15 protein-coding genes are annotated in these 14,087 nt (G+C 67.5%); 6 read left to right on the top strand and 9 right to left on the bottom strand.

The window, feature by feature from the left end:
* Nucleotides 1–9: 9 nt before the first annotated feature.
* Nucleotides 10–1,572: a class I adenylate-forming enzyme family protein gene (locus HAV18_RS29730; protein WP_166963260.1), complete on the bottom strand. Its 1,563-nt coding sequence runs from the start codon at nucleotides 1,570–1,572 to the stop codon at nucleotides 10–12.
* Between the two features lie 245 nt (nucleotides 1,573–1,817).
* On the opposite strand from HAV18_RS29730, the gene ybaK reads away from it, so the two are divergent.
* Complete coding sequence (ybaK, locus tag HAV18_RS29725; protein WP_166963258.1) at nucleotides 1,818–2,309, top strand: Cys-tRNA(Pro) deacylase; 492 nt, start codon at nucleotides 1,818–1,820, stop codon at nucleotides 2,307–2,309.
* Nucleotides 2,310–2,423: 114 nt separating this feature from the next.
* Nucleotides 2,424–3,062 carry a glycerol-3-phosphate 1-O-acyltransferase PlsY gene (gene plsY / locus HAV18_RS29720; RefSeq protein ID WP_166963256.1) on the top strand — a complete coding sequence of 213 codons (639 nt, stop codon included), beginning with the start codon at nucleotides 2,424–2,426 and terminating at the stop codon, nucleotides 3,060–3,062.
* Nucleotides 3,063–3,141: 79 nt separating this feature from the next.
* Here the strand turns inward: plsY and HAV18_RS29715 are convergent, their stop codons facing one another.
* On the bottom strand, nucleotides 3,142–3,627 hold the full coding sequence (locus HAV18_RS29715; protein WP_006482217.1) for a YajQ family cyclic di-GMP-binding protein: 486 nt from the start codon (nucleotides 3,625–3,627) through the stop codon (nucleotides 3,142–3,144).
* 136 nt (nucleotides 3,628–3,763) lie between these two features.
* Between HAV18_RS29715 and murB the strand changes: the two genes are divergently transcribed.
* Complete coding sequence (gene murB / locus HAV18_RS29710) at nucleotides 3,764–4,813, top strand: UDP-N-acetylmuramate dehydrogenase (protein ID WP_166963254.1); 1,050 nt, start codon at nucleotides 3,764–3,766, stop codon at nucleotides 4,811–4,813.
* 90 nt (nucleotides 4,814–4,903) lie between these two features.
* Here murB and argF read toward each other — a convergent pair whose 3' ends face one another.
* Nucleotides 4,904–5,833, bottom strand: a complete 930-nt coding sequence (argF, locus tag HAV18_RS29705) for an ornithine carbamoyltransferase (protein WP_166963252.1) — start codon at nucleotides 5,831–5,833, stop codon at nucleotides 4,904–4,906.
* A gap of 413 nt (nucleotides 5,834–6,246) precedes the next feature.
* Here argF and HAV18_RS29700 point away from each other — a divergent pair, with 413 nt between their 5' ends.
* On the top strand, nucleotides 6,247–6,567 hold the full coding sequence (locus tag HAV18_RS29700) for a DUF3579 domain-containing protein (RefSeq protein ID WP_166963250.1): 321 nt from the start codon (nucleotides 6,247–6,249) through the stop codon (nucleotides 6,565–6,567).
* A 156-nt stretch (nucleotides 6,568–6,723) separates the two neighbouring features.
* Here the strand turns inward: HAV18_RS29700 and rpsT are convergent, their stop codons facing one another.
* Nucleotides 6,724–6,996, bottom strand: coding sequence for a 30S ribosomal protein S20 (rpsT, locus tag HAV18_RS29695; RefSeq protein ID WP_047898858.1), 273 nt, complete (start codon nucleotides 6,994–6,996; stop codon nucleotides 6,724–6,726).
* 304 nt (nucleotides 6,997–7,300) lie between these two features.
* Between rpsT and murJ the strand changes: the two genes are divergently transcribed.
* Both murJ and HAV18_RS29685 read left to right on the top strand, forming a co-directional pair.
* Complete coding sequence (murJ, locus tag HAV18_RS29690) at nucleotides 7,301–8,851, top strand: murein biosynthesis integral membrane protein MurJ (RefSeq protein WP_166963248.1); 1,551 nt, start codon at nucleotides 7,301–7,303, stop codon at nucleotides 8,849–8,851.
* Nucleotides 8,852–8,859: 8 nt separating this feature from the next.
* A complete protein-coding gene (locus HAV18_RS29685) occupies nucleotides 8,860–9,702 on the top strand; it encodes a SirB1 family protein (RefSeq protein WP_166963246.1) in 843 nt (280 codons plus the stop codon).
* Between the two features lie 66 nt (nucleotides 9,703–9,768).
* Here HAV18_RS29685 and HAV18_RS29680 read toward each other — a convergent pair whose 3' ends face one another.
* The 5 genes from HAV18_RS29680 to lpxK all read right to left on the bottom strand — a co-directional run bounded on the left by HAV18_RS29680 (nucleotide 9,769) and on the right by lpxK (nucleotide 13,997).
* Nucleotides 9,769–10,527 (bottom strand): SDR family NAD(P)-dependent oxidoreductase, encoded by a 759-nt coding sequence (locus HAV18_RS29680; RefSeq protein ID WP_166963244.1) that lies wholly within the window; start codon nucleotides 10,525–10,527, stop codon nucleotides 9,769–9,771.
* A gap of 490 nt (nucleotides 10,528–11,017) precedes the next feature.
* Nucleotides 11,018–11,680, bottom strand: a complete 663-nt coding sequence (gene adk / locus HAV18_RS29675) for an adenylate kinase (protein WP_011352990.1) — start codon at nucleotides 11,678–11,680, stop codon at nucleotides 11,018–11,020.
* Between the two features lie 210 nt (nucleotides 11,681–11,890).
* The gene (gene kdsB, locus HAV18_RS29670) at nucleotides 11,891–12,682 is read right to left on the bottom strand and encodes a 3-deoxy-manno-octulosonate cytidylyltransferase (protein ID WP_059665170.1); all 792 of its coding nucleotides are present in this window, start codon (nucleotides 12,680–12,682) and stop codon (nucleotides 11,891–11,893) included.
* A 111-nt stretch (nucleotides 12,683–12,793) separates the two neighbouring features.
* Nucleotides 12,794–12,988, bottom strand: coding sequence for a Trm112 family protein (locus tag HAV18_RS29665; protein WP_010090898.1), 195 nt, complete (start codon nucleotides 12,986–12,988; stop codon nucleotides 12,794–12,796).
* Nucleotides 12,969–13,997, bottom strand: a complete 1,029-nt coding sequence (lpxK, locus tag HAV18_RS29660) for a tetraacyldisaccharide 4'-kinase (protein WP_166963242.1) — start codon at nucleotides 13,995–13,997, stop codon at nucleotides 12,969–12,971. Before lpxK ends, HAV18_RS29665 begins: the two co-directional genes overlap by 20 nt.
* Between the last annotated feature and the right edge of the window lie 90 nt (nucleotides 13,998–14,087).

Here is a 14,087-nt window from a genome sequence, read left to right as displayed (position 1 = left end):
CCGCCAGCGTCAGACCAGCTCGCGCAGCTTGTGCTTCAGCACCTTGCCCGTCGACGCGGCCGGCAGCGCGTCGAGGATACGGATGTGTGCGGGGCGTTTGTAAGGCGCGAGCCGCTCGGCACACCATGCGTGCAACGCTGCTTCGCCCGCGGTCGCATTGGGCACCAGTTCGACGAACGCGAGCACTTCCTCGTTACCTTCGACCGCGCGGCCGATGACGGCCGCCTGCACGACGTCCGGATGCGCGTTCAGCACCTGTTCGACTTCGACCGGATAGACGTTGAAGCCCGACCGGATGATCAGCTCCTTGCTGCGGCCCGCGATCGTCACCGCGCCGTCCGCTTCCTGTCGCGCGAGATCGCCGGTGCTCAGCCAGCCGTCCGGCGACACGGCCGCGCGTGTGGCGTCCGCGTTGCGGTAGTAGCCGAGCATCACGTTCGGCCCGCGTACGCGGATTTCGCCGACTTCCCCGGGCGGCACGTCGGTGCCGTCCGGTGCGACGATCCGCATTTCCACACCGGGAATCGGCACGCCGACCGAGCTGTCGGCGCGTGGCGCGTCGAGCGGCGTCTGCGTGATCGTCGGGCTGCTTTCGGTCATCCCGTAGCCGTTGTGCAGCGGCACGCCGTACAGGCGCTCGACGCGTGCCTTCAGGTTCGCGTCGAGCGGCGAGCCGCCCGAATACGCGAAGCGCAGGCGCGGCGCGCGCCACGCGTGGCCGTGCGTGTGCAGGTGTTCGAGCAGCTTCGCGTGCATCGCGGGCACGCCCTGGAAGATCGTGACGCCTTCGTCGGCGAGCGCAACGCGCACGGCTTCCGGCGAGAAGCGCGGGGCGAGCCGCAGCGTCGCGCCCGCGTACAGGCTGCCGAGGCAGACCGACGCGAGCCCGTACACGTGCGACACGGGCAGCACCGTGTAGACGACGTCGTCAGGCGACACGCGGCGCAGCGTGCTCGACGTCGCCGCGATGAACAGCAGGTTGCGATGCGACAGCATCACGCCTTTCGGTGTGCCGGTCGTACCGGTCGTGTAGATCAGCGCCGCGCATTGCGCGGCGCCGTCGGCGGCAACCGGTTCGCCCGGCGCGCTCGCGTCGACGCGATACGACCACGCGCCGATGTCGACCGGCAGTGTGCCGGCAGGTGTCGCGCCGTGCCGCGAGGCATGCGTGCGCGCGTCGGGCGATGCGTCGGTGGTGAACGCGATCAGCTTCGGACGCGCGTGCGCGGCGATCGCGTCGAGTTCACCGGCCGACAAGCGCGCGTTCGACACGAGCGCCCACGCGTCTAGGCGGGCGACCGCGAACAGCAGCACGATCTGCGCGACGCAGTTTTCGGCGACGATCATCACGCGGTCGCCGCCTTGCACGCCGAGGCTGGCGAGCAGCGCGGCCGCCGCATCGACGGCCTGCGACAGCTCGCCGTACGACAGGCGGCGCGCGTCCTCGATCAGCGCCGGGTGCGCGGGCGCCTGCGCGGCCCGGCGTGCGGGCACGTCGGCGATGCGGTGAGGCAGCGCGGCGAGCAGTGCATCGACGTCGAGCGGCTCGGAAGAACGGGGGGACGAGGACATGGCGTCTCCAGAAAAGGGGCGGGCGGCGGCTGACGAGGTTGGCGAACGATCGTGCCATGACGGCGTGCGCGCCACAATCGGCCATTCGGGCAATAGCGCTTCGCGATGTCCGCAATGATGATGGACGGAATCGTTGCGGCGACGCAGCAGGCCGCCCGGCGGAAAACGGGCCGCGAGTATACCGTCGGCGCGGGCGTGAAGGCGCCATTGCGCGCCCGCCGGTCGTTCACCATTAAAATGCCGCCATGAGCAAATCCAGACACGTGTCCGAAACCCCAGCGACCCAGCTGTTGCGCCGCCACGGCGTTGTGTTCGGCGAGCATCCGTACGACTACGTCGAGCACGGCGGCACCGGCGAATCGGCGCGCCAGCTCGGCGTCGACGAGCACAGCGTCGTGAAGACGCTCGTGATGGAAGATGAACAGGCGAAGCCGCTGATCGTGCTGATGCACGGCGACCGCACGGTATCGACGAAGAACCTCGCGCGGCAGATCGGCGCGAAGCGCGTCGAGCCGTGCAAGCCCGAGGTCGCGAACCGTCATTCGGGCTATCTCGTCGGCGGCACGTCGCCGTTCGGCACGCGCAAGACGATGCCCGTCTACGTCGAGGCGACGATCCTCGAGTTGCCGACGATCTACCTGAACGGCGGCCGTCGCGGCTACCTCGTCAGCCTCGCGCCGGCCGTGCTCACGTCGCTGCTCGGCGCGGAGCCCGTGCAGTGCGCGAGTGTCGACTGAGGGTTTCACCTTCGTGGCACCCCGCGCCCGTTCGGTAGAATGGGCGCCGTTTCGGCTTGCCGGCTTGCCGCGCAGCCGTCCCTTTACCGATACGTTGAAAGAAGAGTCCTCCGCATGCAGATCCTGCTCGCTGCCCTTGTTGCCTACCTGATCGGTTCGGTGTCGTTCGCCGTCGTCGTCAGTGGCGCGATGGGCCTGGCCGACCCGCGTTCGTACGGGTCGAAGAATCCCGGCGCGACCAACGTGCTGCGCAGCGGCAACAAGAAGGCCGCGATCCTGACGCTCGTCGGCGACGCGTTCAAGGGCTGGGTTGCCGTCTGGCTCGCCCGCCGCTTCGGCCTGCCCGACGTCGCGGTCGCATGGGTCGCGATCGCCGTGTTCCTCGGTCACCTGTATCCGGTGTTCTTCCGCTTCCAGGGCGGCAAGGGCGTCGCGACCGCGGCCGGCGTGCTGCTCGCCGTGCACCCGGTGCTCGGGCTCGCGACCGCGCTGACCTGGCTGATCGTCGCGTTCTTCTTCCGCTATTCGTCGCTCGCGGCGCTGGTGGCGGCCGTGTTCGCGCCGGTGTTCGACGTGTTCCTGTTCGGCACGGGCCACAACCCGGTCGCGTGGGCCGTGCTCGCGATGAGCGTGCTGCTCGTGTGGCGTCACCGCGGCAACATTTCGAAGCTGCTGGCGGGGCAGGAAAGCCGGATCGGTGACAAGAAGAAGGCGGCCGCGGACGGCGGCGCGCAGGGCGGCGGGAAAGCCTGAGAACGCGCAGCGCTTGCCGCATGCCGGGCGCCCCGCGCGTGCGGGGCCCGGCAGGATGACGTGAAGGATCGTCTGGCGATCAGTCGCGGAAGTTGTTGAAGTCGAGCGGCGTGTCGGTCACGTCCTTGCGCAGCATCGCGATCGTGCTCTGCAGGTCGTCGCGCTTGGTGCCCGAGATGCGCACCGCGTCGCCCTGGATGCTCGCCTGTACCTTGATCTTGCTGTCCTTCACGAGCCGCACGATCTTCTTCGCGAGATCGCCGGTCACGCCCTTCTTCACGGTGACGATCTGCTTGACCTTGTCGCCGCCGATCTTCTCGACCTTGCCGTAGTCGAGGAAGCGCACGTCGACGTTGCGCTTGGCCAGCTTGCCGATCAGCACGTCCTTGACCTGGCCGAGCTTGAAATCGTCGTCGGCGAACAGCGTCAGCTCGCGCTCCTTCTGCTCGACGCGCGCGTCGGAGCCCTTGAAGTCGAAGCGTGTCGAAATTTCCTTGTTCGACTGCTCGATGGCGTTCTTTACTTCGATCATGTTCGCTTCGGAAACGACGTCGAACGATGGCATGGTTTTCTCCCTTGAGATGCGGGCACCCGGCTCGCGCGCAGGCACTCGCTATAATTGCGGACTGTTTGCCATTTTACCGATGCCCCTCCGTTTGCCCAAGGCCGGCCATGTGCCGCCCGGGCGGACGTGACCGCGAATGCCGATGCCTCCTGACGATTCCGCCCTGTCGCTGCTTCCCGACCATCCGCTCGCCGCGCACAACACGTTCGGCATCGCCGCGACCGCGCGCGTTGCCGCGCGCGTCACGCACGCGTCGCAATTCGAGGCGCTCCATCGCGACCCGCGCGTCGCGAACCTGCCACGGCTCGTGCTCGGCGGCGGCAGCAACGTCGTGTTCACGCGCGATTTCGACGGCGTCGTGCTGCTCGACGAGATCGCGGGCCGCCGCGTCGTGCGCGAGGAGGACGACGCGTGGTACGTCGAGGCCGGCGGCGGCGAGAACTGGCACGCATTCGTCGCATGGACGCTCGAACACGGGATGCCGGGTCTCGAGAACCTCGCGCTGATTCCGGGCACCGTCGGCGCCGCGCCGATCCAGAACATCGGCGCATACGGCCTCGAGATGAAGGTGTATTTCGACTCGCTGGTCGCGGTCGAGCTGGCGACGGGGCGTAGCGAGCGCTTCGACGCCGCGCGCTGTGCGTTCGGCTATCGCGACAGCTTTTTCAAGCGGGAAGGGCGCGGCCGGTTCGCGATCGTATCGGTGACGTTCCGGCTGCCGAAGCAATGGGCGCCGCGGCTCGGCTACACGGACGTCACGCGCGAACTCGATGCCCGTGGCATCGCACCCGATGCGGCCGCGCCGCGTGACGTGTTCGATGCTGTCGTCGCGATCCGCCGCGCGAAGCTGCCCGATCCGCTTGTCCTCGGCAACGCGGGCAGTTTCTTCAAGAATCCGGTGATCGATGCCGCGCAATTCGATGCGCTGCGCGCCCGTGCGCCCGAGGTCGTGTCGTATCCGCAGCCGGACGGGCAGGTCAAGCTCGCGGCCGGCTGGCTGATCGACCGCTGCGGCTGGAAGGGGCGCGCACTGGGCGCGGCGGCCGTGCACGACCGCCAGGCGCTCGTGCTCGTCAATCGCGGCGGTGCGACGGGCGCCGACGTGCTCGCGCTGGCGCAGGCGATCCAGGCCGACGTGTGCGCGCAATTCGGCGTCGAGCTCGAGCCGGAACCCGTCTGCCTGTAACGCGGGTCTCGCCCCGCTGTTCGCGTGCCCAAACAAAAAGCGCCGATCGTCGATCGGCGCTTTTTTCATGGGTTGCCGGGTGCCGGCGCGTCAGTGCTTGAGGCGGCCGAGCAGCAGGAACTCCATCAACGCCTTCTGCACGTGCAGGCGGTTTTCCGCTTCATCCCAGACGACGCTCTGCGGGCCGTCGATCACGCCGGCCGTCACTTCCTCGCCGCGGTGCGCGGGCAGGCAGTGCATGAAGAGGGCGTCCGGGTTCGCGTGGCCCATCATTTCCTCGTCGACGCACCAGTCGGCGAATGCCTGCATGCGGGCCTCGTTCTCGGCCTCGAAGCCCATGCTCGTCCACACGTCGGTGGTGACGAGATCGGCACCCTTGCACGCTTCGTTCGGATCGTCGAACACCTCGTAGAACGGCGCGCTGCCGGGCGACACGAGCTTCATGTCGAGCGCGTAGCCGGGCGGCGTGGACAGGCGCAGCTTGAAGCCGAGGATCTGCGCGGCTTCGATCCACGTGTAGAGCATGTTGTTCGCGTCGCCGACCCACGCGACGGTCTTGCCGGCGATCGGGCCGCGGTGCTCGTAGTACGTGAAGATGTCGGCGAGCACCTGGCACGGGTGGTAGTCGTTCGTCAGGCCGTTGATCACCGGCACGCGGGAGTTCTCCGCGAAACGCTTGATGACCTCCTGCTCGAACGTGCGGATCATGATGATGTCGACCATCCGCGAGATGACCTGCGCGGAATCCTCGACGGGTTCACCGCGGCCGAGCTGCGTGTCGCGCGTGCTCATGAAGACGGCGTGGCCGCCGAGCTGGAAGATCCCGGCCTCGAACGACAGGCGCGTGCGCGTCGAGCTCTTCTCGAAGATCATCGCGAGCGTGCGGTCGTGCAGCGGGTGATAGGTCTCGTAGTTCTTGAACTTGCGCTTCAGGATACCCGTGCGTTCGAGCACGTACTCGTAGTCTTCCAGCGAGAAATCCTTGAACTGCAGGTAGTGACGAATGGTTTTGGCGGTCATGAAGCGGGATACGGCGGGTTGCACCCGGCAGCAAGGCCGGACGGCGCCACCGTCGGGTGTGGATAACTCAAAGCAGCATAAAGGATTTTCTGTGCTTTGACGAGCCGCGGGGAGAAACGGGGCGCGATCGCCGCGCGCGGCAGACGGTGCGGGAGGACGGGTGTCGGGACGACGCGCGATGGCGCGCTGCGGTATAATCCGAAAGTTTTCTCCAGCCCGGCAGGCAAGCCTCCTCGCGCTCTGCCGGACACAAGCCGTGCGCTGCACAAATCCGGTGCAGTCCACCGGCGGCGCGCATCGACGCCCCGTTTTCGGGATATCGGAATGCTTGTGCCGCCGTCCGTTTCAGCTTTGTGTTCGCGTATCCAGGCGCCGTTGCCTGGACATCGCCGGGCCGTCACTTGGGTAACCACATGGCTGAAACCCCTCCGACCGAATTCTTCATCCAGGGCATCACGAAAGACGGGAAAAAGTTTCGCCCGAGCGACTGGTCGGAACGTCTGGCCGGTGTGATGGCCTGCTTCGGGCCGGGGGCGAGCGGGCGGAACGCGCGTCTCAAGTATTCGCTCTATGTGCGTCCGACGATGCTCGGCGACCTGAAATGCGTGATCCTCGATTCCCGGCTGCGCGATGTCGAGCCGATGGCTTTCGATTTCGTGCTGAATTTCGCGAAGGACAACAACCTCGTCGTCACCGAGGCGTGCGAACTGCCGGACTACGACGCGAAGAAGTGATGCCGGTATGGGCGAGGGCGCTTGTCGCGCCCGCCCTGGCAAATGCCGTCGGCCCGCAGGATGCACGCCGGCGACAGACGACAAAAAAGCCCGCCTAGGCGGGCTTTTTTGCGATCGCAGGAAACAGGAGCGCCCGCGTGAGCGGGCGCACCGGATTTACGCTGCTGCCTGCAGACCCTTGACGGCTGCGGCCAGGCGGCTCTTGCTGCGAGCGGCCTTGTTCTTGTGAACGATCTTCTTGTCGGCGATCGTGTCGATCGTCTTCACGGCAGCCTTGAACAGATCGGCAGCCTTTGCGTGGTCGCCGGCTTCAACAGCCTTGCGAACCGACTTGATCGCGGTACGGAATTTCGAGCGCAGCGCCGAGTTGTGCGAGTTTGCCTTCGCGGCCTGGCGGGCGCGCTTGCGTGCTTGTGCGGAGTTAGCCATGACGGTTCCTTATCCTGTCCTGTTTCCAGAGCTTGGAGCCTGACGGCCAAGCGCTGCTTTTCGATCCGTCCCCTGAGAACGATTGCCCAGGGGCGCATAAAAAAACGGTGATTTTAACCGAGGCCGGGACATGAAAACGGCAGTTGCCGTGCATGTACGAGCCCAGAAACCGGAGATTATAGCAACAAAATCAAGCGAGTGGCAAGCTCGACGTGATTCCCGTCGGGACGGGCGCCGGCGGCGTGTGCGCTTTTCGGCATCGACCGCTGGCCGGGCCACGCAACGTCCGTATAATAAGCGCCCCATGAATCTATTCCGAGCCCTGCTGACGGTCAGCGGCTTCACGCTGCTGTCGCGCGTGACCGGACTGGCCCGCGAGACGCTGATCGCCCGTGCGTTCGGCGCCAGTCAATACACCGACGCGTTCTACGTCGCCTTCCGTATCCCGAACCTGTTGCGCCGCCTGTCCGCCGAGGGCGCGTTCTCGCAGGCGTTCGTGCCGATCCTCGCCGAGTTCAAGAACCAGCAGGGGCACGATGCGACGAAAGCGCTCGTCGACGCGATGTCGACCGTGCTGGCGTGGGCGCTTGCCGTGCTGTCGGTCCTCGGGATCTTCGGCGCGTCGTGGGTCGTGTTCGCGGTCGCGTCCGGCCTGCACACCGACGGGCAGGCGTTCCCGCTCGCGGTCACGATGACGCGGATCATGTTCCCGTACATCGTGTTCATTTCCCTGACGACGCTCGCGTCCGGCGTGCTGAACACATACAAGAGCTTCTCGCTGCCCGCGTTCGCGCCGGTGCTGCTGAACGTCGCGTTCATTGGCGCGGCCGTGTTCGTCGCGCCGCACCTGAAGGTGCCGGTGTTCGCGCTTGCATGGGCCGTCATCGTCGGCGGCGTGCTGCAGTTCCTCGTGCAGTTGCCGGGCCTGAAGAAGATCGACATGGTGCCGCTGATCGGCCTCAACCCGCTGCGCGCGCTGCGCCACCCGGGCGTGAAGCGCGTGCTCGCGAAGATGGTGCCCGCGACGTTCGCGGTGTCGGTCGCACAACTGTCGCTGATCATCAACACCAACATCGCGTCGCGGCTCGGGCAGGGCGCCGTGTCGTGGATCAACTACGCCGACCGCCTGATGGAATTCCCGACGGCGCTGCTCGGCGTCGCGCTCGGCACGATCCTGCTGCCGAGCCTGTCGAAGGCGCACGTCGACGCCGATTCGCACGAGTATTCGGCGCTGCTCGACTGGGGGTTGCGCGTCACCTTCCTGCTCGCGGCACCGAGCGCGCTCGCGCTGTTCTTCTTCGCGACGCCGCTCACCGCGACCCTGTTCAACTACGGCAAGTTCGACGCGCATACCGTCACGATGGTCGCGCGCGCGCTCGCGACCTACGGGATCGGCCTCGTCGGCATCATCCTGATCAAGATCCTCGCGCCGGGCTTCTATGCGAAGCAGGACATCAAGACGCCCGTGAAGATCGCGATCGGCGTGCTGATCGTCACGCAGATCTCGAACTACGTGTTCGTGCCGCTGATCGGCCACGCGGGCCTGACGCTGAGCATCGGGGTCGGTGCGTGCCTGAACTCGCTGCTGCTGTTCATCGGGCTGCGCAAGCGCGGCATCTACCAGCCGTCGCCGGGCTGGCTGGGCTTCTTCATGCAGCTGATCGGCGCGACGCTCGTGCTCGCGGGCGTGATGCACTGGCTGTCGATCAGCTTCGACTGGACCGGGATGCGCGCGCAGCCGCTCGATCGCATCGCGCTGATGGCCGCGTGCCTCGTGCTGTTCGCTGCACTATATTTCGGTATGTTGTGGGTGATGGGCTTCAAATACGCTTACTTCAGAAGGCGCGCCAAGTGACGACCGCTATGACCCGCGTCCTCGACTACTTCAGCACGCTCGTGGCAGACGACGACAGCCTGCCTGTCACGGAGGCGGCGCTGTCGCTGGCGCAGGACGCGTATCCCGACCTCGACCTGCAGGGCACGCTGGCCGAACTCGACATGCTGGCGGCGCGGCTGCGCCGGCGGCTCACCGACGATGCGGACCTGAAGGGCCGCGTCGCCGCGCTGAACGACTTCTTCTTCCGCGAGCTCGGCTTCGCGTGCAATCACAACGATTACTACGACCCCGATAACAGCCACCTGAACGCCGTGCTGAAGCGGCGGCGCGGGATCCCGATTTCGCTATCGGTGCTGTACCTGGAACTCGCCGAGCAGATCGACGTGCCGGCGCGCGGCGTATCGTTCCCGGGCCATTTCCTGCTGCGCGTCACGCTGCCGGACGGCGACCTGATCATCGATCCGGCCAACGGCCATTCGCTGTCCGAAGCCGAGATGGTCGAGATGCTCGAGCCGTATGTCGCGCGTGCGGCCGGTGCGGTCGACAGCGCGTTGCGCGCGCTGCTGCAGCCGGCGACGAGCCGCGAGATCATCGCGCGGATGCTGCGCAACCTGAAGACGATCTATCTTCAGACGGAACGCTGGCAGCGGCTGCTCGCGGTGCAGCAGCGGCTCGTGATCCTGTTGCCTGAGCATCTCGACGAAGTCCGCGACCGCGGTTTCGCGTATGCGCGGCTCGATTACCTGCGCCCCGCGCTCGAGGATCTCGAGCAGTATCTCGGCGAGCGGCCCGACGCGGACGACGCAACTGTCGTCGAATCGCAAGTGACCGAATTGCGGCAGCGGATGCAGCGCGACGGCGAGGACTGAGCCGCCGCCGTTCGCCGGAACCCTGAATGAAAAAAATGCCCGCGATGCGGGCGTTTTTTTGCGTGCTTATTTCGGCTGCATCCGGATCGCGCCGTCGAGGCGGATCACTTCGCCGTTGAGCATCGGATTCTCGACGATCTGGCGCACCAGCAGCGCATATTCGGCCGGTTTGCCGAGCCGCGGCGGGAACGGCACCGTCGCGCCGAGCGCGTCCTGGACGTCCTGGGGCATGCCGAGCAGCATCGGCGTCTCGAACAGGCCGGGCGCGATCGTCATCACGCGGATGCCGCTGCGTGACAGGTCGCGCGCGATCGGCAGCGTCATGCCTGCGACGCCGGCTTTCGACGCCGCGTACGCGGCCTGGCCGATCTGCCCGTCGAAGGCGGCGACCGACGCGGTGCTGACGATCACGCCGCGCTCGCCTTCCGCGGTCGGCGCGGTGGCGGCCATCGCGGCGGCGGCGAGCCGGATCATGTTGAACGTGCCGACGAGGTTCACGTTGATCGTCTTCGCAAACACGTCGAGCGGATGCGCGCCGTCCTTGCCGACGGTCTTCGCGGCGGGCGCGATGCCGGCGCAGTTCACGAGGCCGCGCAGCGTGCCCGCGCGCGTCGCCGCGTCGACGGCCGCCTGCGCGTCGGCCTCGCTCGACACGTCGCAGTGCACGAAGATGCCGCCCAGCTCGGTTGCGAGCGCGGTGCCCGCCGAGTCGTTGAGGTCGGCGAGCACGACCGTGCCGCCTGCCTGCGCGAGCATCCGCGCCGTGCCGGCGCCGAGGCCCGATGCGCCGCCCGTGATCAGAAATACGTTGCCGCGAATTTCCATGACTGTCTCCGTGTCGACCGCCCTTGGCGCTTTAGCGCTTAGGGCGGTCCCATGCAAGGCGGTCGACCGCCCTTGGCGCTTTAGCGCTTAGGGCGGTCCCATGCAAGGCGGTCGACCGCCCTTGGCGTTTTAGCGCTTGGGGTGGTCCCATGCAAGGCGGTCGATCGCCGTTGGCGTTTTAGCGCTTAGGGCGGTCCCATCCAAGGCGGTCGATCGCCCTTGGCGCTTTAGCGCTTGGGGTGGTCCGATACAAAGCGGTCGACCGCCGTTGGCGCTTCAGCACAAGTTGCGCTTCCAGGGCAAAGCGGTTGCCTGGTTCGATGCCTCGTGATCGGTTGAAATGCGCGCCCGCCGGCATCGGCGGCGCCCGCACTCGACCGATTGTACGGGGTGCCCTCGCGCGGCGGCGAGACCAGAACGGCCACGCGAATTCCGCCTGCGCAAAAAAAGCCGCCCGGAAGGGGCGGCTTGCGGGTGCGCGACGCGTTGCTTACTTCAGTGCGCCAAACGCGCGCTCGCGAATTTCCTCGACGCTGCCGAGCCCCGAGATCTTGCGATACTGCGGGGCCTTCAGGCCGTTTTCCTCGCCGCGCTGCGCCCAGTCGCCGTAGTACGTGATCAGCGGCTTGGTCTGCGCTTCGTACACTTCGAGACGCTTCTTGACGGTTTCTTCCTTGTCGTCGTCGCGCTGGATCAGCGGCTCGCCCGTCACGTCGTCGTGCCCTTCGACCTTCGGCGGGTTGAACTTGACGTGGTACGTGCGGCCCGATGCCGGGTGCGTGCGGCGGCCGCTCATGCGCTCGATGATTTCCGAGAACGGCACGTCGATCTCGAGCACGTAGTCGATCGCGACACCGGCTTCCTTCATTGCGTCAGCCTGCGCGATCGTGCGCGGGAAGCCGTCGAACAGATAGCCGTTCGCGCAGTCTGATTCCTTCAGGCGCTCCTTGACGAGGCCGATGATCAGCGCATCCGGCACGAGCTTGCCGGCGTCCATGTAGCCCTTCGCCTCGACGCCGAGCGGCGTGCCGGCCTTCACGGCCGCGCGCAGCATGTCGCCCGTCGAAATTTGCGGGATGCCGAACTTTTCCTTGATGAAGTTTGCCTGGGTGCCCTTTCCCGCGCCGGGCGCGCCCAACAGGATCAAACGCATGGTGATATCTCCAAGTATGTAGATTCGTGTGGCGAGACGCAAAAAAGCGCCGGCGACGGTGTGCGCGGGGCTTGCCTGGCGCGCGGCGGATCGGTCTGATGCGGCGCGTCGGGTTGGGCGACGCGCGGCTGCCGGCAGGGCCGCGGGCGGGGTCAAGCGAGGACGCGCTGGTCGCGGACGGCTCGCACAATCGCCTGATTATGCCACGGGTTATTTTGAACCCGGCTGAAAAAGGGCCTGCACGCGTGCGAGATCGGCCGGCGTGTCGATTCCGGCTTCGGGCGCGGATTCGGTGATCAGCACGGCGATGCGCTCGCCGTGCCACAGCGCGCGCAACTGTTCGAGTTGCTCGGCCTGTTCGATCGGCGCCTGCGCGAGCGTCGGATACGTGCGCAGGAAACGCGCGCGATACGCGTAGAGGCCGATGTGCCGGTAGACCGGGAAAGCGGGCGCAGGCATGGCTGCGACGTCGGGCCAGTGCGGCTGGTATGCGTCCCGGCTCCATGGAATCGGCGCGCGCGAGAAGTACAGCGCGACGCTTTGAGCGTCGAGCGCGACCTTGACGACGTTCGGATTGAACACGTCGGCCGCGTCGTGGATCGGGTGCGCGGCCGTCGCAATCGCGCAGGCCGGATGCGCGGCGAGGTGCGACGCTACGTCGCGCACGAGTACGGGGTCGATCAGCGGTTCGTCGCCCTGAACGTTGACGACGACGGTGTCGTCGCTCCACCCGAACGTCGCGGCGACTTCCGCGAGCCGGTCGGTGCCGGACGGATGGTCGGCGCGCGTCAGCACCGCTTCGAAGCCGTGATCGCGTGCCGCATCGAGCACGCTCTGCGCGTCGGACGCGACGAGCACCTGCTGCGCGCCCGCTTCGCGCGCACGCTCGGCGACGCGCACGACCATCGGCTTGCCACCGAGATCGGCGAGCGGCTTGTTCGGGAGCCGCGTCGACGCGAGCCGGGCGGGAATGACGGCGATGAAGGGTTGCGGGTGAGTCATCGGGGAGGGCGGAGAAAAGAACGGAGCGGGCGGCGCGTCTGGCGCGGGTCGCCCGGCGGGGTTCGGCGCCCTGGCCGCGGACGGGCCGCAGCTCGGGCTGGGTCGGGCGGCTTAGCGGCCGGCCGGGTCGACCGGCGTGCCTTCGACGGTCTGGCGCGCTTCGTCGACCAGCATCACGGGGATGCCGTCGCGGATCGGGTAGGCGAGCTTGTCCGCGTTGCAGATCAACTCCTGCGCGGCACGGTCATAGTGGAGCGGGCCTTTGCAGATAGGGCACACAAGGATTTCAAGCAGGCGAGCGTCCACGGAGTTTCTCCACAACGAGGGCAATGAGGCGAGGGTCGAGCGCGGCTTCGACGGGGACGACCCACAGTCGAGCATCGCGCCAGGAAGCGCCCAATTTTACTGCATCCTTCTCGGTGATCAGGATCGCGTCGACGGCGTCGTCGACGAACGGATTGTCGGCGAACGCATAGTGGTCGGGCAGCGCGCGCGTCGCGGGCGCGAGACCGGCCGCGCGCAGCGTCGCGAAGAAGCGTTCCGGCGCACCGATGCCGGCCGCGGCGAGTACGCGCTCGTTCGCGAATTGCGACAGCGGGCGGCGCAGCGCGGGCTGGTCGAGGTGCCACGCGGCGCCCGGCGTGAGCGCGAGCGAATAGGTGTCGGGCCACGGCGGCAGCGCGCCGCTGTATGGATCGTTGACGAGCGTGGCGTCGCGGTGCCGCGACAGCGGCTCGCGCAGCGGGCCGGCCGGCAGCAGGAAGCCGTTGCCGCCGAGCCGGTGGTCGAACACGACGAGCTCGACCGTCCGCGCGAGGCGGTAGTGCTGCAGGCCGTCGTCGCTGACGATCACGTCGACGTCCGGATGCGCGGCGCGTAGCGCCTGCGCGGCCGCGACGCGATCCGGGCATACCCAGACGGGCGCACCGGTGCGGCGTGCGATCAGGAGCGGCTCGTCGCCGCCCACGCTGGCGCGTGATGCGGGCGTGACGGCGGTCGGCGCCTTCACGTTCGCGCCGTAGCCGCGCGACACGATGCCGGGTGTGAAGCCGGCCGCCCGCAACGCGTCGACGAGTGCGATCACGGTCGGCGTCTTGCCGGTGCCGCCGACGGTCACGTTGCCGACTACGACGACGGGCACGCCGACGTCGACCGGCTTCTTCCAGCCCTGTGCGTAGGCGGTGCGCCGCAGCGCCGCGCACAGGCCGAACACGCACGCGAACGGCGTGAGCGCCCAAGCGAGCGCGCCGCGGCGCTGCCATTCGCGCGTCAGGCGCGCTTCGAGCCGGGCGAGCGGGCCGTCGGGCGTGCTCATCGGGCCGGGCGCGGCAGGTCGTGCGCCGCGGCGTGGGACGGATTCGTCAAGGCGGATTCTCCGTTGGGCGGCGCATGCCGCGGGGTCTGC

This window comes from Burkholderia sp. D-99 (assembly GCF_011605345.1).
Lineage (GTDB): Bacteria > Pseudomonadota > Gammaproteobacteria > Burkholderiales > Burkholderiaceae > Burkholderia.
The sequence above is the reverse complement of the archived record's forward strand: the minus strand, read 5'-3'. Positions and strand labels throughout refer to the sequence as shown.

Coding starts and splice junctions, on each gene's coding strand:
- kdsB (WP_059665170.1), bottom strand. CDS start 12,682: ATGACTCACCCGCAACCCTTCATCGCCGTCATTCCCGCCCGGCTCGCG.
- murB (WP_166963254.1), top strand. CDS start 3,764: ATGCCGATGCCTCCTGACGATTCCGCCCTGTCGCTGCTTCCCGACCAT.
- HAV18_RS29715 (WP_006482217.1), bottom strand. CDS start 3,627: ATGCCATCGTTCGACGTCGTTTCCGAAGCGAACATGATCGAAGTAAAG.
- HAV18_RS29700 (WP_166963250.1), top strand. CDS start 6,247: ATGGCTGAAACCCCTCCGACCGAATTCTTCATCCAGGGCATCACGAAA.
- ybaK (WP_166963258.1), top strand. CDS start 1,818: ATGAGCAAATCCAGACACGTGTCCGAAACCCCAGCGACCCAGCTGTTG.
- HAV18_RS29685 (WP_166963246.1), top strand. CDS start 8,860: ATGACCCGCGTCCTCGACTACTTCAGCACGCTCGTGGCAGACGACGAC.
- adk (WP_011352990.1), bottom strand. CDS start 11,680: ATGCGTTTGATCCTGTTGGGCGCGCCCGGCGCGGGAAAGGGCACCCAG.
- HAV18_RS29680 (WP_166963244.1), bottom strand. CDS start 10,527: ATGGAAATTCGCGGCAACGTATTTCTGATCACGGGCGGCGCATCGGGC.
- rpsT (WP_047898858.1), bottom strand. CDS start 6,996: ATGGCTAACTCCGCACAAGCACGCAAGCGCGCCCGCCAGGCCGCGAAG.
- argF (WP_166963252.1), bottom strand. CDS start 5,833: ATGACCGCCAAAACCATTCGTCACTACCTGCAGTTCAAGGATTTCTCG.
- HAV18_RS29730 (WP_166963260.1), bottom strand. CDS start 1,572: ATGTCCTCGTCCCCCCGTTCTTCCGAGCCGCTCGACGTCGATGCACTG.
- murJ (WP_166963248.1), top strand. CDS start 7,301: ATGAATCTATTCCGAGCCCTGCTGACGGTCAGCGGCTTCACGCTGCTG.
- lpxK (WP_166963242.1), bottom strand. CDS start 13,997: ATGAGCACGCCCGACGGCCCGCTCGCCCGGCTCGAAGCGCGCCTGACG.
- plsY (WP_166963256.1), top strand. CDS start 2,424: ATGCAGATCCTGCTCGCTGCCCTTGTTGCCTACCTGATCGGTTCGGTG.